Source organism: Hyalangium ruber, assembly GCF_034259325.1.
GTDB classification, from domain to species: Bacteria; Myxococcota; Myxococcia; order Myxococcales; family Myxococcaceae; genus Hyalangium_A; species Hyalangium_A rubrum.
Map to the genome: position 1 here is coordinate 538,635 of NZ_JAXIVS010000003.1, position 17,668 is coordinate 556,302.

At 67.4% G+C, this 17,668-nt stretch carries 13 protein-coding genes; 2 read left to right on the plus strand and 11 right to left on the minus strand.

Annotation, left to right across the window (positions count from 1 at the left end; translation table 11 throughout):
* Window positions 1-45: 45 nt before the first annotated feature.
* The 4 genes from SYV04_RS11155 to SYV04_RS11170 form a co-directional block, all read right to left on the minus strand.
* A complete protein-coding gene (locus SYV04_RS11155; protein WP_321545672.1) occupies window positions 46-705 on the minus strand; it encodes a Kelch repeat-containing protein in 660 nt (219 codons plus the stop codon).
* Between the two features lie 68 nt (window positions 706-773).
* Window positions 774-2,081: a phospholipase C gene (locus SYV04_RS11160; RefSeq protein ID WP_321545673.1), complete on the minus strand. Its 1,308-nt coding sequence runs from the start codon at window positions 2,079-2,081 to the stop codon at window positions 774-776.
* A 33-nt stretch (window positions 2,082-2,114) separates the two neighbouring features.
* Window positions 2,115-2,957, minus strand: a complete 843-nt coding sequence (locus tag SYV04_RS11165) for a hypothetical protein (RefSeq protein WP_321545674.1) — start codon at window positions 2,955-2,957, stop codon at window positions 2,115-2,117.
* Window positions 2,958-3,068: 111 nt separating this feature from the next.
* A complete protein-coding gene (locus tag SYV04_RS11170; protein WP_321545675.1) occupies window positions 3,069-3,677 on the minus strand; it encodes a hypothetical protein in 609 nt (202 codons plus the stop codon).
* Window positions 3,678-3,936: 259 nt separating this feature from the next.
* Between SYV04_RS11170 and SYV04_RS11175 the strand changes: the two genes are divergently transcribed.
* On the plus strand, window positions 3,937-7,224 hold the full coding sequence (locus SYV04_RS11175) for an nSTAND1 domain-containing NTPase (RefSeq protein WP_321545676.1): 3,288 nt from the start codon (window positions 3,937-3,939) through the stop codon (window positions 7,222-7,224).
* Between the two features lie 9 nt (window positions 7,225-7,233).
* Here SYV04_RS11175 and SYV04_RS11180 read toward each other — a convergent pair whose 3' ends face one another.
* The 3 genes from SYV04_RS11180 to SYV04_RS11190 form a co-directional block, all read right to left on the minus strand.
* On the minus strand, window positions 7,234-8,007 hold the full coding sequence (locus tag SYV04_RS11180; protein WP_321545677.1) for a DUF4347 domain-containing protein: 774 nt from the start codon (window positions 8,005-8,007) through the stop codon (window positions 7,234-7,236).
* 49 nt (window positions 8,008-8,056) lie between these two features.
* A complete protein-coding gene (locus SYV04_RS11185; RefSeq protein ID WP_321545678.1) occupies window positions 8,057-8,464 on the minus strand; it encodes a hypothetical protein in 408 nt (135 codons plus the stop codon).
* 73 nt (window positions 8,465-8,537) lie between these two features.
* A complete protein-coding gene (locus tag SYV04_RS11190; protein ID WP_321545679.1) occupies window positions 8,538-10,037 on the minus strand; it encodes a sigma-54-dependent Fis family transcriptional regulator in 1,500 nt (499 codons plus the stop codon).
* Between the two features lie 302 nt (window positions 10,038-10,339).
* Between SYV04_RS11190 and SYV04_RS11195 the strand changes: the two genes are divergently transcribed.
* Complete coding sequence (locus SYV04_RS11195; protein WP_321545680.1) at window positions 10,340-11,797, plus strand: hypothetical protein; 1,458 nt, start codon at window positions 10,340-10,342, stop codon at window positions 11,795-11,797.
* A 74-nt stretch (window positions 11,798-11,871) separates the two neighbouring features.
* Here the strand turns inward: SYV04_RS11195 and SYV04_RS11200 are convergent, their stop codons facing one another.
* The 4 genes from SYV04_RS11200 to SYV04_RS11215 all read right to left on the minus strand — a co-directional run bounded on the left by SYV04_RS11200 (window position 11,872) and on the right by SYV04_RS11215 (window position 17,250).
* Entirely contained in the window at window positions 11,872-12,954 is a 1,083-nt protein-coding gene (locus SYV04_RS11200) for an ABC transporter ATP-binding protein (RefSeq protein ID WP_321545681.1), read from the minus strand.
* Between the two features lie 6 nt (window positions 12,955-12,960).
* Window positions 12,961-14,538, minus strand: coding sequence for an ABC transporter permease (locus tag SYV04_RS11205; RefSeq protein ID WP_321545682.1), 1,578 nt, complete (start codon window positions 14,536-14,538; stop codon window positions 12,961-12,963).
* 28 nt (window positions 14,539-14,566) lie between these two features.
* Window positions 14,567-15,556: an iron ABC transporter substrate-binding protein gene (locus SYV04_RS11210; protein ID WP_321545683.1), complete on the minus strand. Its 990-nt coding sequence runs from the start codon at window positions 15,554-15,556 to the stop codon at window positions 14,567-14,569.
* Window positions 15,557-15,645: 89 nt separating this feature from the next.
* Window positions 15,646-17,250: a cytochrome-c peroxidase gene (locus SYV04_RS11215; RefSeq protein WP_321545684.1), complete on the minus strand. Its 1,605-nt coding sequence runs from the start codon at window positions 17,248-17,250 to the stop codon at window positions 15,646-15,648.
* Window positions 17,251-17,668 lie beyond the last annotated feature (418 nt).

A 17,668-nucleotide genomic window follows, 5' to 3' on the forward strand; every position in this document is an offset into this window, starting at 1 on the left:
CCACGGCGAGCCCCGCCACGAGTGGCTCGCCGGGTGGACCGGGCACTACGGGGACCGGTAGAGCTCCGTGCTGGCGAGGACGGGGACGCCCTCGCCGGTTCCACCCGTGACGAGGATCTCGCCCGAGGGCAGCACGCTGACCGTGGGCCCCGTGCGGGGCCACACCATGTCCGCGCCGAGAGCCCAGGTGCCCGTGTCCGGGTCGTACACCTCCGTGCCACGACCCGCTCCCCCGAGGACGAGCACCCGCCCCGAGGGCAGAACGCTGCCAACGTGGAGCCCCAGAGGAGCGGGCAGGCTGCCGGTGGGCGTCCATGTCCCCGTCTCCGTCGAGTACACCTCCGCCTGGGTGCCGAAGGTGTTGGTCACGAGCACCCGGCCATCCGGCAGCGCGGTGGCGACAAGCTCCCTCCGGGCGACGTTCAGGCTCCCCGTGGCGCTCCTGGTGCCCGTGTCTGGGTCGTACAGCTCGGCCTTGTCCCGGGGAAAGACCGCCCCACCGACGACGAGCACCTTGCCGGAGGGCAGCACGGTGGCGACATGCTCGGTGCGAGGCGTGGCCAGGTGGCCGGTGCGCCTCCACCCCGGACAGGGCGTGCCTCCCGACACCGCGACCGTGAAGGTCCTCACGGTGAAGCGGCCCGAGGCCTCCGTGAGGGTGACCTGGAGAAGAGGCGGAGTGCCGGGCTGGCACTCCGGGGCCATCCACTCGTGCGCGCGAGCCCCAGCCGCAGCAGGGCCGCTGCTGGACGGCGATCGCAAGAGCGTGGAACTCAGAGCTTGCCCTCGGGGACGCCTTGAGCCAGAGCCTCGTCGCGGAGTTTGAGCATTTCCAACTGGAAGTCGGTGGGCTCAAGCGCAACGGCCGCCGCAGCTTCATGGCCGGCGACGCCTAGCGGTCCCGCGACCCCATGGAAGCTCAGTGGCAAGACCGACACGGTGTCGATGTTCGCCACGGGGGCTGGCTTGGCATCATCGCGTGGTTGCGGCCGGGACAGGAGCGGTTCCAGATCATTGGCGGCGGCGACGCGCGCTCCCATATCTGGAAGCGCTCCGTCCGACTTCTGGCAGAAGCGCTTGAGGATGGTCTTGAGGATGGACGTGTGGTCAAACACCGTGTGACTCACGGCGCCCGCTTCGGCCCACGGAGAGATGACGAGCGCAGGCACCCGGATGCCATAGGTGCTGAAGCTGGGGTCTCCGTTGGGAGACACCGCGGCAGGGGGAGGGACATGGTCGTAGAAGCCACCGTGCTCGTCGTAGGTCACGATGAAAAGCGTGCGCTTCCATCGATTGTTCCTGGCCAGGAGGAGCACATTGTAGATGCGGGACACCAGATCCTGCCCGCGCCGGACATCCACCGGGGGGTGGTCGTCATTGGCATAGCCAATGCCGAAGATCGACTCCTGCAAGGTAAAGTTGGGATCGATGAACGAGACCGCGTCGAGCGTCCCCTGGGCCGCGCGGGTGTAGAAAGACTGTACCTTGTCGATGCGGCTGGTGTGGGCCGTGTATTTGGAAACGGTCCGCAGAAACGCGATGTCGTGTGAGTAGTAACGCCACGGGACATTCGCATCGCTCAGGTGGTCGAAGATGGTCTTCGCCTCCTGGATGAAGTGACCATTGTCGGTATGGCCTTCCGAGTGCCCACAAAGGGCGAAGTGCCGGTTGGGCCAGGTGGGCCCAGGCATGGACGAGAACCAGCGGTCACACACGGTGAAGCGCCGCGCCAGGTAGTCATAGACAGGCAACTCCCGCTCATCGTGGTACCCCATGATGAGCCCAGGATCCTTGCCCTTGGCCCGGGCTCGGGGGGCGAAGCTCCCAACGAAGCCCGTCATGGCGCCACCGGCCATCTGGCGCTTCACTTCCTCGTGGCCATGGTGAGGATCCGGCTTGAACACGGGGCTGGAGAGGTGCTCCTGCTTGTACGGCTTGTTCTCGAAAACAATGGCGCGATTGCCGTCTACCCCATCGACCCCAGGCAACCCGGTGTTCTTCAAGTAGCCGAGCATGTGGTCGAATGAGCGGTTCTCCATCATCAACACGACGATATGATCGACGCCGTAGAGGCCAGCCATGAAGTCTCCTTACTGGGCAATGCGCTGTTGGATTCAGAGGGGATCGAACGAGGCAGCCACCCCAAAGGACATCGCGGCATCGCTCCAATCATCCCGCGTCGTTACCGCTACTTGAAGGTACAGTGTGTCACTTTCGCGGACCTTACCCTCGTTCGAATCCGAATCATTGATGAGAAAGGGAGCAACCGCCATGACCGTGATGGCATTGCGGGCATGAACTTCACGACGGAGATCCGCATTCACGGCTCCGGCGTCGACCATCCAGTACCGGTTCCACTGTAAGCCCAGATAGACGTGAAAGAGGTACACGGCGGCTGTACCCTCTATGGAAACGAGGCCGAAGGTCTCCTGCTGAATGGCGGTTTGCGCATTGTCCGTGACACCGGCAAGCTCCAGAGTAGCCGCAGACTGCACGGCTCCCTGAACTGCGACCCTGCCGAGTACTCCAAGCGAGCCTCGATCCGAAGCGCGATTGTAACGCGTAGGGAACCACTCACCCTTCAAGCCCAGGTTGAGGACTCCCGTACCAGAGCTTGCGCGAATGCGCCGACCCACGTCCTCGGCAGTCCCCACGCTGGGCTTCTGATTGAGCGTCAGCCGCACATCGCCCACCAACAAAGCTCCCAGTGACTTTGCAGCCTCCCATTCGATGGGAACAGCTCCTTGTCCCGTCAAGCTCGGGCCGATGTCCGTCTCACCGTTGATCGGCACCGAAAAACTCGGAGTAATCACCAGCGGAGCAAGCGTACGTTTTACGTCTGTCTGAGGAATGAACGCATCCGGCTTGGTAGTCTTGTCCGTAGCCTCACGGCCTTCTGGCCGGCGGAAGGTCGTGAGCGTCTGGAGCTGGGCTTCCGCAGTGAGCGGCGCAATCATCAGGACTACAAGCCCCGTCAATGTCCTACGCAGTAGATTCAGTCGCATGTTTCCTCTGTCCGGCTGCAGGTTCATCCCGCGCTGCTCTCGCTCTCTCGATGCCAGGGAATGCTAGTGACCAGGCTGGGACTCGGCGGCCTTGCGGGCCCCTCGCTTGAGCGCCTCGGCCACGTCCGTGAGGGCCTGCTTCGAATCCGCTGCTTTGGACTTTCCTACCTCTTCGGCTGCGGTATTGAGGGCCTGCTGCACCTCTGCCGCTGTCAACTTGCGCGCTGCCGCCCCCGCGCCCGCCAATTGCTTCCGGAGCTCCATCAAGCCATTGACGGCGTCGTGCCAGAACTTCGAGCCCACGGTGGTGGAGAATCCCATGAGCACGCAGCCGAGGAACTCGAGCAGTGACCAGCTTGACCAGTCCCAAGGACTCTTCCGCAGATACTGCGTGAGGAACTCGGGCTTCTGGCCAGCGGCCACTGGCTCGATCAGCTTCAGCAGATCCGCACGCGTCAACAGCGCGAGGACGACGCCGCTCACCCAGTTGAAGGAACCGATCGTCACGGCGTCCAGCACCGTGACGACTTGGGTCCACCGCTTGCTGTCTTCAGGCTTGTTCTGATCCTGCTTGGCGAGCAGCTCCCGCGGCATGCGCAGCAGTTCCAACACGCGTTCGTGAACCATGGCGAAGACGGCGAGCACGGCGAACATCTGGATGAGCAGATCCAAGACAACCTCCTACGCATTGGGCGCGGGAGGGCCTTGAGCAACGGGCGTGCCGAGCACTTCCGGGGATCGGAAGCCCCGCAATTCCCAGCAGATTCGCAAGGATTTCCGGGCTCCCTCGCATCCGCGTGTCCACTCGGGTGGACAGGGACCCTGGCGAGTGTCCAAGGAATTCGACAGGCTTCTCGGCCCAGGAGGCGCACGAGGTGCCTTGGGCTACGGAGGCGTCTAGACTCCGCAGTGTCGTGACACCGGAGTGGGGATGAGAAAGCTTGCCGTCAGCAAGGCGCCTCCTGAGGACGGGCCGCTCGCCGCGGGATCTCGGGTGGATGGGTTTCGCGTGGTACGGCTGCTGGGGCAAGGCGCATCCGGAAGGGTCTACCTGGCGCAGGACCTGTTGCTGGGACGTCTGGTGGCGCTCAAGGTCCTCCAGCCGGAGGTGCTGGGCCCGGAGAGCGCGGACCGGCTTCTCGAGGAGGCGCGCACCACGGCTCGCTTCAGCCACCCGCACATCGTCACCGTGCTTGAGGTTGGCACGTTCGGCACTCAGCCGTATCTGGCGCTGGAGTACCTGGAAGGAGAGACGCTGCGCCAGCGGATGACGCGCGAGCGCCTGCCGGTGAGTGAGGTGCTCCGGGTGGGGCGAGCCATCGCGGATGCGCTGGCCGAAGCGCACCGGCACGGCATCGTCCATGCCGATCTCAAGCCGGAGAATGTGCTGCTGCCGAAGGATGGACGGCTTCGGGTGGTGGACTTCGGCCTGGCCCGCCACGCGGGCGCCTCCGTGGGCGCGGCCTCAGGCACTCCGGCCTATATGTCACCGGAGCGCTGGCGGGGAGCACCTCCTGCCCCGGCGATGGATGTCTGGTCCTTGGGAGTGCTCCTGCACGAGCTGCTTGAGGGCCGCCGTCCGGTGGACGATGCGGACCTGGCCACCTTCGCCTTCTCGCCCCGTGCGCTGCCAGGCCCCGCGCAAGCGCTCTCGGCCGCGCCGCTCGTGAGAGACTGCCTGGCACTCTCCCCCACGGCGCGCCCTGCGGCGGAGGAGGTAGCGCGCTCGCTCGCCGCTCTGCTGGAGCCGGAGAGCCCACGGCAAGGAGACACTGCCCGGCCACCCTTCTGTGGGCTGCGCGCATTCACCGAGGCCGACGCCGAGGAGTTCTCAGGGCGCGAGGCGGAGGTGGACGCGCTGGTGGAGCGGCTGCGGAATGAGATGGCGGTGGCGCTCGTGGGCCCCTCGGGAATTGGCAAGAGCTCGCTCCTGCACGCCGGGTTGGTGCCGCGCCTGAGGCAGCTGGCGCCCTGGACCGTGGTGACACTCCGGCCGGGACGCCGTCCGCTTCAGCGGCTGGCGGAAGTGCTGGGGTTGGAGCCTGGAACGGCTGCCAGGTTGTCAGACAGCCCAGGTGCCATCGTGGAGGCCTTGCACGCTCGGGCGCCTGGGCCCGCGCTGCTCGCCCTGGACGCCTTCGAGGAGGCCTTCACACTGGCCACGCTAGAAGAGGCGCAGGCGCTGGCGCGATGCCTGGCGGCGGTCGCTGCGTCGAACCTCGGGTGGCGGGTGCTGGTCGCGCTGCGGGATGATTATCTGGGCCACTTCGCTCGCTTGGAGCCGCTGCGTCCGTTCCTCGGGGGAGCCTTCGTGGTGGGTCCGCTCTCAGCGGCCGCATTGGGGGAGGCCATCACTGGGCCGCTGCGGCGAGTCGGCTACGCCACGGACGAGCCGGAGCTCGTCGCGCGCATCGTCGTGGACGTGCGGGCGCAGCCGGTGGGGCTGCCGCTGCTCCAGGCCACGTGCGCGGCGTTGTGGGAGCGACGCGACAGCGAGAGGAGATTGCTGCGGGCCTCCGTCTACCAGGAGCTGGGAGGGGTGGCCGGCGCACTGGCCGCGCAAGGCCGGCAACTGCTGGGCCAGCTGCCCGCCGATGAGGTGCGCACAGTGCGCGCGCTGCTGCTTCAGCTGCTCACGCCCGAAAGCACCCGGCGGCCACGCCAGCGCGCGGAGCTGTTGGAAGAGCTGGGGCCCGGAGCGGGCCGGCAGCTGGATGCGCTGCTGGCACACCGGCTGGTGGTGGCCTCGCGGGATGTGCAGACCGACGAGGCCGTGGTCGAGCTGGCCCATGAGGCGCTGGCCACGGCGTGGCCGGAGCTGGCGCGCTGGCGTGAGGAGTCCCGCGAGGAGCACCTGCTGGTGCAGGAGATCGATCAAGCCGCCGCGCTCTGGGATCGTCGCGGGCGGAGGGATGAGGAGACGTGGGGCGGCGACGCGCTGGCCCAGGCGCTGCGGCGGGTAGAGGACTGGAAGGTTCCGCTCGCCAGCCGCTCGCGCGCCTTCCTAGAGGCCGCGCGTCAGCACGAGCAGCGGCAGGCACTGCGGCGGCGGACAGTGCTGGCGGGCACCGTGATCGTGCTGGCGCTGGTGGCCGTGGCCGGCATCCTGGCGGCGCTGGCGTTCCGGCAGAAGCAACTGGAGGCAGTGAGCCAGCAGGCCGAGATCCGCCTGGCCGCGGCGGACGTGGGTGACTTCGACCTCGTGCTGGAACTCTACGACTTCGATCCACGCACCCTGGCATGGACGCGGGTGCGCGCCACGGGGCCGCTGGAGTGGACTCTGGCACCCGTAGAAGGGCTCGGGGCTGGGAAAGAATACGATGCAGGCAGCCTGCAGCGCGGCTCAGGCCGGGTGGACGGCCAGGGGGCCTGGAGAGAGCGAGTGGAGGCGCCCTCGCGCGGGGCGTGGCTGACGGTGGAGCGGGGCGGCTGCCCCCCTTCCCAAGTACGGCTGCGGAGGTTGCCCGGTTATGAGCAGCGGGCGCAGCGCCGCGAGGTGCATGTCCCGGTGCCCACCTGTGCCGCCTCACGGTCCGGGCTGATAGCGGTGCCTGCGGGAACCTACTGGCGTCCTGCGGAGAAGGCGGAGGACGAGCTGCGGATAAAGGTCGAGGCCTTCTCCATCGATGGGACGGAAGTCACCAACGGCCAGTTCCGCCTCTTCCAAGAAGGCATCCTCCCACTTTCGGGTGACGAGCGGATGGTGGCCCCGGCCCACCCGCTGTACGTACTGGCCCATGCCCCGGAGAGCCCGGCCACTGGGTTTGACGCGTTCACCGCCGAGGCCTTCTGCCGCTTCATGGGCAAGCATCTGCCGGCTTTCGATGAGTGGAAGAAGGCAGCCCGGGGAGGCGAGTTCCTGGACGCCCGGGAAGAGGTGGCCAACCCGAATCCCCGGAGGCAGACGGTCTGGGGGGAGGATCGCGCGGAACCTCCCGCCAACCTACAAGGCAAGGATGCCTTTCCCACGGTGGCGCCCATCGGCTCGTTCCCCGAGGATCGCAGCCCCTATGGCGTGCTGGACATGGCGGGCAACGTGGCCGAGTGGACGTCGACGCCTGCCACGGAGGGGCCCTATCGGGGCCTGCGCATGCTGGTGGGCGGCAGGTGGGATGGGCCGGTGGAAGTGGGACAGCACCGGCTCAGATGGACCAACAACCTGCCGCCCCGCCGCTTCGAGTTCGGCATCGGGGTGCGCTGCGTGGAGCGCTCGCGCTGAGCCCTCCGCTCAGGAGAGCCGAAGGGCGCTTCGCAGCTTCGGAACGTCCAACACGGGAGGACACTTCTTGAAGAGGAAGAGCAGGGGCTGCTGCTGGCTGAGATCGCGCAGGAGCACAAGCTTGCCTTCGCTGGCGAGGCTGACCTCCGTCGAGTCCACGATCTTCTGGTCCATTGGAATCGCGGAAGGCACGCCACGGCCCTGCGCAATGAACCCCTGAGGCAGGCTCTTGATGAACTTGTCTTCGCCAAGCGTGGGCTCAGGGCCGCCGCCAAACCGGCTCGCTGGTTCGACAGGGTGGGGGATATTTGAGGATACGAGGTACTTCTGGGCTACCTCTTCCTTGAAGCCGGTGGGACCAAAATCGCGCTGGTAGATGAGGGCCGTGGTACCCAGGATCTCGCGGTTTTTCCCAAGTCGGCCCGCGATGTCACGCAGGGTCTTGTGCCCAGCATGACAGGTGCCGGTGAAGCAACCGAGCAAGCGGACCTTGGCGCCTTCCGCCAGCACCTCGTCCAACTGGCGGATGACATCCCAGTTGGTCCTGTCTGTATCCACGAGCATGCCGTCGCCGAGCTTCAATCTGCCAGAGTCTCCATGCCCGAAGAGGTCAAGGCACGTCACCTTCTGCCCGATGTTGGCAAGCACGTGCGGGAGGTGATTCGGGTGTTGGCATCGCACAAATGCAGACTTTGGTGAGTGCGCACTTGGATTGAACGTGAAAGCCACGTCCTCGAACAGATCGCTGATAATCGAAGGGTACGAGATGACGGTGAGGTGCATGGATTGGCCCCTTTCGAGTGTCGCGCCACTCACTTGCTCTGAGGCGATTTCACGAGGGCAACTCAGCCCCGAACGGCCATTTGTCACCGGGCTCGGCGAATGCGTTTACGGAGAGTTCGTTGTCCCGATACCACTTCTCACTCAGCATGAGGAATGCGTATTGGTCTTTCGTCGCGTGAGCAACGGTGGAGGGCAACTCGGACCAGACGAGTTCTGTCGCGCGGTGGAGGTCCACGCGAAACTGTCTGAGCTGCTGAGCGCGAGCCTTGTCTCCAGCCAGTTCGAAGTTCAGGTAGACCGTATCCTGCGTCCTTTCGAAGGACACGACCTTGATCTTATGAGCACGATATTGGCTTTCGGAGAGATTGGGTCTCCACCAGCGCTCCAGTTTGTCAGCGCTATCAACGGGCGCGAGGGTGGCAAACTGCCGCATAAACGTATCATTGGCTTCAGGCATGGGCACTGCTCCTTGTGTGTGGGTGAAACAAGACAACACATCAGGATGCTGCGCCGAGCCCTCTGCCACTCACTCAGCGCGACAGTCCGAACGCCTTCATCAGGTTGTAGATGTGCGAACGGGTCAAATCGAGTCGCTGCGCCACATCGCTCACGCACCAATCCGTGGCATCCAGCTCGCGGCGCAGCAGGTCACGCTGAAACAGGCGCGTGGCCTCATGAAAGGAGATAGGCCCCATGTCCTGGCCGCCCGCCTCCTCGAACACGTGGCGTGGCTCGAGGCGCGGAGCGGCCTCGGCGCTGGCGCGGATGAGCGCAGCCTCCAGCCGGTGGCGGAGCTGCCGCACATTGCCTGGCCAATCTGCCAGCTCGCACGCGACGAGGCAGGCCGGAGAGGCCTGCAGGCGCGGTAGCCCGTGCTCATTGGCCAGGCGCTCCATCAAGGCCTCCACCAGCGGGCCCACGTCCTCGCGCCGCTCGGACAGCGGCGGCAGGCGCACCGTCAGCACGTTGATGCGGTAGAAAAGATCCTCGCGGAAGCGCCGCTCGCGCACCTGCTGCTCCAGGTCCGCGTTGGTGGCCGTGATGAGTCGCACGTTCGCTTGGTGCGGCCGTGGGCTGGCCAGCGGGAAGTACTGCTTCGACTGCAGCAACTGGAGCAACTTGCTCTGCGCGGCCAGCGGGATCTCGGCGATCTCATCCAGGAAGAGCGTGCCCCCTTCTGCGGCCTCCACCTTGCCTACCGTCCGCCGCGCACCAGGGAAGGCGCCGGGCAGGGCCCCGAAGAGTTCGCTTTCGAAGAGCCCCTCCGGAATGGCGGCGCAGTTGAGCTCCACGAAGGGGCCCGCGCTGCGCTTGCTGTTGGCGTGAAGGGCCTGCGCCAGCTGTGTCTTTCCCGTGCCTGAAGGGCCGCTGATCATCACCGTCACGTCCAGTGGCACGGCCACTGCGACCTGACTGAAGACACGTGCCAGCGCCGCACTCCGCCCAACGATGCCTTCGAGGTGGAGGCGCTCGCGGAAGAGTCGGGTGGGGTCATCCACATCGCCCCCGCGCCGGGCCAGTGCGCGCTCGGCGGCGGTCCCCAGGTAGCGCGCCACGGACTCAGCAAAGGCCACCAGCGTCTCCGGGAAGGGTCCCGCGCCGCGCTTACCCTCCAGGTAGAGCACACCCGGCAGACGGCCCGAGAGCGGGACGCAGAGTACCGCCTCCAGCCGCTGTCCTCTCACGCTGGGCGAGCCCGAGAAGCGTGCATCCAGCAGCGCATGGGCTGTGTGGACGGTCTGTCCCGCGGCAATCGCAGACGCCACGATTCCACGCGAAGTGAGGGCCCGGATCTCCTCACGGTCCGCATCCGTGCAGCCGTGGAAGAGCGACCACTCTCGGCGGCCCGCGGAGGCATCGCCATACAGCTCCAGGCCGGCACGCTGAGCATCCCCCAACTCGACCAGCCCCACGAGCACCTCCTGAAGGGGCTGGCGTGGGTCGGGTGCATCCAGGACCCGGAGCACAGCCAGGTAGAGGTCACGCTCGCGCGCAAAACGTATCTCGGGAGCCGCCATGTTTGTCGACATGGCACCCAGCAATAACACGTGAATGCGGGCGGGCCCGAGGCAGGACATTTGTTTCAAGTCCAATGCACTCGGCGGGCCAGCGAACGTTTCCGAGGGACCTCCCCATGGGCAAGCCCCCAGAGTGTCAACGGCAGTGGACACGCTGCATGGTGGCTGTCCACTCCGGTGGACATGGCTTGGCGCTCCAGCCAGGCCTGGGCGGACCGGCTGGCTGCAAAACCCTGAGGAGGCCACTCGGGCACGGCGATTGCTCTTCAGCCACGTCACTCTCTGAGGAGAGTGCCCCCTTCACCGAGGTACCCATGTCCCGTGCCAACAGAGTTGTCGCCCCCCGTCCGCCCCGGCCTTCCTCTCCCACCAGCCCTCATCCCGTAGGGACACGCCCTCCCGTCTTCTCGCCCACGCACCCCGAGCACAACCTGAGTGAGCTCATCCAGGATGCCCGCGAGGCCGCGCTGGACGGCGATATGGGGCCGCCAGAGCCCTCGGACTACCATGCGCTGCGAGGCAGGCTGGAGGCCGCGCGCGCCTCACTTCCCCCCGTGTACCGCGAGGCCTTCTACCAGCCCTTCCTCTCCGCGCTGGATGGGCTTGGCCCGATGGGGTTCTCGCAGGTGCTGCAGAGCGATCCGCGGAGGGAGGGCACCGCAGCCCTGCTCTTGGATGTAGCGCATGCCATCCTGCAGAACGCAGAGGGGTACGAGCGCGTGGCGACGGATGCCTTCCAGGAGGTCGTCAGCGATCTCTATGATGGCTTCCTCAGCGCGGGGGATCGCCGCGGCGTGAAGCCCCCGGATCGTGGCGTGATTCCTCCACTGGTGAAGTGGGGCAATCCCAGCTTCGGACCGTACACCTGGCCGGTGGATGCCACCTCGGAAGTGCTGGGCCTGGAGGCGGGCGTGGTGAGCCTACCCCCTGCGAACGCGCGGCAAGGGCTACTGGCCTGGGCGGCGCTGCCGCACGAGGCGGCGGGGCATGACGTCCTCCACGCGGATAGCGGGCTGGCGGCGGAGCTGGCCTGGGCGGTGTACGCCCGGCTGAAGGCGGAGGACTTGGAGATGCTTGGCGAGTATTGGGCTGAGCGCATCGACGAGACGGCCTCGGATGTCCTCGGCATCCTCAACATGGGGCCTACCGCAGGCCTTGGGCTGGTAGGCTACTTCCGCGGGCTCAACGCGGCATGGGGGGGCGAGCCGCGGCTGCGGAGCGAGGGCCCAGCGGGCGATTCACACCCGGCCGACCTGCTGCGTGGCTATCTCGCGGCAGCCACCGTCTCCAAGCTCCAGTTCACCGGGCGTCAGGGCTGGACCCGGCTCATCGAGCAGCAGGTGGAGGAAGATCGGGCGGACGTCGTGCTGGCCGGAGAGCCCGTGTCTCTCGAGAAGGCCCGGCTGTCCGCAGGGTTCGTCGCGGAGGTCATCGTCACGCACCGAGCCGCTGCGCTGGAAGGCCACGCGCTGGGACAGATCCAGAACTGGCGTGACGCCGACCAGACGCGTGTCGCGCGGCTCAGCCAGCGACTGCTGTCCGGCCCGCCGGAGCTGCCGGGCGCGCTGGTGGAGGGCACCTATGCGGCCCACCTGGTGGCGGCCGCCATCGAGGCTGCACTGGTGAAGGGAGCGGCGGTGCGTCCGATCCACGCCCGCATGGTGCGCCTGCTCAAGCAGATGCATGACGCGAACCCGTCTTGGGGGCCGCTGTTCATCCGGCATCGAGGAAACGCCATCCCGCACCGCGCCTACATGCCTCGGAAGGGGTGAGCATCAGCCCCGTCGCTCTCGCCACCCCAGTGGGTATCTGCGCAGCCTGCGGAAGCGGGAGACTCGACCGTCTCTCAGGTACCGGAAGAACCGGGCTCCCCTGCCGCGTCTGGAGGAGCGTCCTCCAACACCACCGCTTTGCCCACCACCTCCAGCCGCGCGCTGTCGCCTGGGCGAAAGGGCACCTCCGATGTGCCGCGCACCGTCAGCTCCATGCCTCCACACCGCACGGTGAACACCACGCCATGGCCCTGGAACTCACGCGTGAGCACCTCCGCGCGCAAGGTGCCTGCCTGCGCCCCCGTCTCCGCCATCAGCCGCAGCGCCTCCGGCCGCAGGGACAGGAGCACCGGCCCCTGCGCGGGCGACACCAGCGGGAGGTTGCCGAGCACCGTCCGCGCCTCGGTGCCAGAGGCGCTGCCGGGCACCGGGTTGGTGCCCCCGAGGAACGAGGCCACGAAGGCCGTACGTGGCGTGAGGTAGAGGGACTCGGGCGTGCCGAGCTGCTCCAGCCTGCCCCCGCGCATCACCGCCATCCGGTCCGCGAAGGCCATGGCCTCGTCCTGGTCATGGGTGACGAGCAGCACCGTGGTGTCCAGGGACTTGAGCACCCGGCGCACCTCCATGCGGGTGGAGGCTCGCAGCGCCGCGTCGAGGCTGGAGAAGGGCTCGTCCAGCAGCAACACCCGTGGCCCCGGCGCCAGCGCCCGGGCGAGTGCCACGCGCTGCTGCTGGCCACCGGAGAGCGCGTGGGGCGCTCGCGCCTCGAGGCCGCCCAGCGCGAACATGTCCAGCATGGCGCGGGCGCGGGCCACCTGCTCGCGGCGCGGCAGGGCCTGCAGCCCGAAGGTGACGTTGTCCAGAACGGACAGGTGCGGGAAGAGGGCGTAGTCCTGGAACACCATGCCCATGCGCCGCTGATCCGGTGGGACGAAGGTGCCCGGGCCGACGAGCACGCGTCCCTCGAGCTGGAGGGAGCCTGTGTCTGGCCGCTCGAAACCCGCGACGAGCCGCAGCGTCGTCGTCTTTCCACACCCGGAGGGGCCCAGCAGCGCCAGCGTCTCCCCCGGCTCCAGCGCCAGGTTCAAGCCGTCCACCGCCGGAGTGCCACCGGCGGTGTAGCGCAGGGTGAGCTGATCCAGTGAGAGCAGCGGCATCGTCCCCTACCCTGTCACCTGGGAGGAGCGCGCCCGCTCCTCCTGAGAGAGCAACAGACCCACGCCCAGCGCGGACACCGCCATCAGCAGCAGCGCGGAGGGCGCGGCCTGGGCGAACTGTCCCTCCGCCGTGGCGCCCCACACGCGGGTGGCGAGCGTGTCGAAGCCGATGGGTGCCAGCAGCAGCGTGGCCGGCAATTCCTTCATGGCGGTGAGGAACACGAGCGCCGCGCCGGCCAGCAGCCCCGGCGCCATCAGCGGCGCGGTGACACGACGAAGCACGGAGGCAGGGGCGTGCCCCAGCGTGGCCGCGGCCTCCCCCAGGCGCGGAGAGAGCTGGAGCAGCGCCGCGCGCACCGTGCCCACCGCCTGCGGCAGGAAGCGCACGAGGTAGGCCAGCAGCAACATGGCCAGCGTCCCGTAGAGGAAGGGCGCCGCGTTGATGCCGAAGAAGACGAGCGACAACGCCAGGACGATGGGGGGCAGCGCGTACCCCACATAGGCACTGCGCTCCAGCAGCGTGGGCAGCCGCCCCGGATAGCGCGCGCCCAGCACCGCCAGCGGCAGCGCGGCCACCACCGACAGCACCGCGGCCAGGCCCGAGGCCAGCACGGAGTTCACCGCGGGGCCCCACACCCCCGCCTCGCCCGAGGCCACTCCGCGCGCGGCCCAGTACACGAGGATGCCCACGGGCAGCCCCACCCCGAGCGCCACCACCGCGCCGCACAGGGCCAGGGCCGGCACGCTCCAGCGCCCCAGGCGGACCGGCGCCACCGCGCGGGAGGTGCCCTTGGCGCTGCGGTGGTAGCTCGCGCGGCCTCGCACCCGGGCCTCCAGCACGAGGACGACCACCGTCACCGCCACCAGTGCCAACCCGAGCAGCGCGGCATAGGCACGATCATAGGCACCTTCGTACTGCATATAGATGATGCGGGAGAAAGCGTCGTACTGGACCAGGGCCACGGCGCCGAAGTCCGACAGCACGTAGAGCCCCACCAGCAGCGCTCCGGAGGCGAAGGCCGGCCGCAGCAGCGGCACCGTGACACGCCAGAAGGCCCGTACGGGGGTGAGCCCCAGGCTTCGCGCGCACTCCAGCAGGGCTGGATCCTGGGAGAGCAGCCCCGCCCGGAGCGCGAGGAAGAGGTACGGATAGGTGGAGAGCGTCAGCGACAGCAGCGCCCCCGGGAAGCCGTACACTGGCGGCACGGGCAGGCCGAGCCGGGCCAGCGGCTCCTCCAGCGCACCGCCCGTGCCGAAGGCCGCCAGCAGCACGTAGCCACTGACGAACGTCGGCAGCGCCAGGGGCAGGCACAGCAGCGCCGTCCAGATGCGCCTGCCGGGCAGATCCGTCCTCGTCGTCAGCCAGGCAAGCGGGAGCGAGAGCACGGTCGCGCACACCGTCACCGCCAGCGCCAGGCCCAGCGTGCTGCCCAGCAGCCCGAGCGTGCGGGGCCGGAAGAGCAGCTCCCACGCCTCCCGGGAGGCTCCTGTCGCGCGCACGACGAGATAGGCGGCGGGCAACAGCGCGAGCCCCGCCACCGCGAGCCCAGCGGCCAGCAGGGGCCTGGAGGCGCGGCGCGACATGGAGAGGGAGGCGAGTAGCCGCTGGGGATTAGAGGACCCCCGCCTCCTGCAGCAACTTCAGCGTGCCCTTGAGATCCTCCAGCTTCGAGAGATCCAGTTCCGGCGAGCCCACCTTGCTCAGCGCCGGCAGCGCCGAGGCCGCCTCCACCCCCGCCACCAGTGGGTATTCGAACGTCTCCTTCGCGAAGTGCTGCTGCGCTTGCTGCTCCAGCAGGAAGGCCACCAGCTTGCGCGCCGCCTCCGGCTGCTTCGAGCTCTTCAGCACCCCCATGCCCGCCACGTTCACCAGCGTCCCCGCATCCCCCGGCGCCAAGAAGTGGTTGGCCACCGGCAGCCCCTCGCCCTTGTCCTTCTTCGCCGCGTACAGGTAGTAGTGATTGACGAAGCCCACGTCGATTTCACCGCGCGCCAGCGCCTCGATGATCGCCGCGTTGTTCTTGTAGGTGCGCGGCCCATTGGCCTTCACGCCCACCAACCACTGCTTCGCAGCCTCGTCCCCCTTCATCAGCCTCAGCGCCGTCACGAACGCCTGGAACGAGCCATTGGTGGGCGCCCAGCCGATGCGGCCCTTCCACGCCGGGTCCGTGAAGCCCTGGATGCTGGTGGGCAGCGCCTCCGGCTTCACCTTCTTCGTGTTGTAGGCCACCACCCGGGCCCTGCCGCTCAGCCCCACCCACGTGCCCTCGGGCGAGCGGAAGCGCGCATCCACCTTCTCCAGAAGCTCCTTCGGCAGCGGCTGCAGCAGCCCCGCGCGCGCCACCGCTCCCAGCGCTCCCGCATCCTGGGCAACGAACACGTCCGCGGGGGACTTCGCCCCTTCCTCCAGCAGCGTGGCGGCGATCTGCGGCGTCTCGCCGTAGCGCACCTTCACCTGGATGCCTGTCTTCTCCGTGAAGGCCTTGTAGAGCGGCGCGACCAGGCGCTCGTTGCGCCCGGAGTAGATGGTCAGGGTCTCGCCCGCGCGCGCGGCGGGAGCGAGGAGCAGGGCAAGCAAGAAGGGTGTCAGCAGACGGTTCATGGCCGCCGCAACCTAACGGATGCCCCCTACCTCCGCCACCGCTTGTGCTTCCAGCCCCTCCTCCGCCAGCGGCAGCCCCACTCGAAAGCCTAGAACTCGAATTTCTGAAGAGGCTGCCCGCTTGGCAGCTTCTTCGGGACCTGCTTGCGCAGATTCTGCGGCTTCGCGCGTGGGTCCAACAAGCCATCGCGAACGAACGCAACGAGCGCCTTGAACTCGTCGTCCGTGAGCGCCACCGGCTTCGCGAGCAGCGGATCCAGTCTCTGGAGCACAGGCTCGGTAGGACCTTGAATCGCCCGGAGATCGGACGCGACGCCAGCCGAAGCCGCACTGTACGTTTGAATAGAGCCCTTGACGTTCAGATGGTGGCGGATGGCGTCCTCGAGCCGGGTGAATGCTCCGTTATGGAAGAAAGCCGGCTGGAGCGAAATGTTCCGCAAAGGGGAGGTCCTGAACTTGTACCGGTCGGCCGGGTCGGCGGTGATGTCCTCCAGCCCGAAGTCCTGGGTCCCGTCCTCCGTGAACTGACCCTTGTCGTTCCTGAAGGGCACGTTCCCGGTGGGCTTGCCGGCGGCATCCACGCCAAACCGTGGCGCGATCTGCGGAACTCCAATCACGCGCATTTCGAAGTCGCTGAACATCTCGTGGTGGAACTCGCCGCCATCGGGGCTCTTGGACCTGGCCGCATGACAGGCGGCACAGTTCGCCTTCCCGAAGAACAGCAGGGCTCCCTGCTTCTGCTGCGCGGTCATCGCGGAGCGCTCGCCCCGGGCGAAACGGTCAATCGGTGCATTCGCGAAGGTCAGGCTGAACTCGAACTCGGCGATGGCCTGCCCGACCATGTCAAAGCTGATGGGGCCGCCTTTGGCTACCTCCGGAAACACCTTGGCGAACTCCCTGCGGTAGGCTTCATTCGCGTTCAATCTGCCCGCCACGACGTCGCGGATGGGCTCGTTCCGGAACTCCTGAACGGTGTCGTCGGGCAGCTGCGTGACGAGCGGTGGCGGCAGCGGCACACCATGGGCGCCGTGGGGCGGATGGTCGAACTTCGTGAAATCAACGACGGGTGCATCCTCCTTCTCCTTGGCTTCCTTCAGCGACAGGCGCGGCGTTCGCTGGGGGAAGACCAGCAGCCGGGTCGGAGCCTTCGCGTCGAGCCGCGGCTCCGCGCTCTTCTCGGCCGCGAACAACGAGACGCTTCCCTGCCCCTGAGCAGCCGTCTGGAAGCGGGACGAGGTGAACGACGTCTCGCGTATCTTGCTGAAGCCCGCCATCTCCGGCAGTTCCGTGAAGGGGATGTGAGCCTGCGCCTGTAGCAGGTGGACGAACCGCGGATCATTGGGCGGGAACCTGACGGTTCCCTCGGGCTCGGGAAAGAAGAAGCCCTTCGAGTTGTCGAAGGGGTTTCCAGAGACGGCCGCGAACCGCCCATTCAACATGAGGCGTGGATAGAAGGCGTTGTTGATGACGGAAGGGGTCCGGCGCTGATTCCGAGGGCCCCCGCGACCGGGGCCGACGACCCCGTTGTTGTCAACGCCAATGGCGATGGACTGGGTATCGCCGAATCCGGCAGTCGGAGAATGACAGCCCGAGCACGAGTTGTCGTTGTGCAGACCGAGGAACCGGTCGAAAAACAAGACACGTCCCAGTTCGACCCTTCCCGAGTCGAGCTTGCGACCGAGCTGTTTCTCCAACGTCGACTCCACCTGGCCCGTGAACCCCTGCTGCTTGAGGACGGCCGCGAGCTGGGCGTCGAGACCGTATGAGCGCTCCGCGGCATCGGCTGGAGTGGGAGCGGCAGTCTGTGCCAGTGCCCCTCCGCCGAAGGACAAGAGAAAGGCGGTGGCAAAGCGAACCGCAAGGCAGCTACGAGAACGTGGTATGGCCATTGATCCCCCCAGATAGGCACAGGCGTTCCCTGATTAGGACACGTCGGAGTCAGACGTCACCTGCCCGGTTGGGCAATGTTCAGTACGAGGCTGCAACACGGCCTGCTCGTCCAGCGCCTCTCCCCCCGAGGGGCCGAGCACGAGGACGAAGGCCATGGGAAAAATGGACGGGTGTCACGCACTTCCGCCTGGTGGCTAGAGAGGTTGATCGCGCCTCGATGCG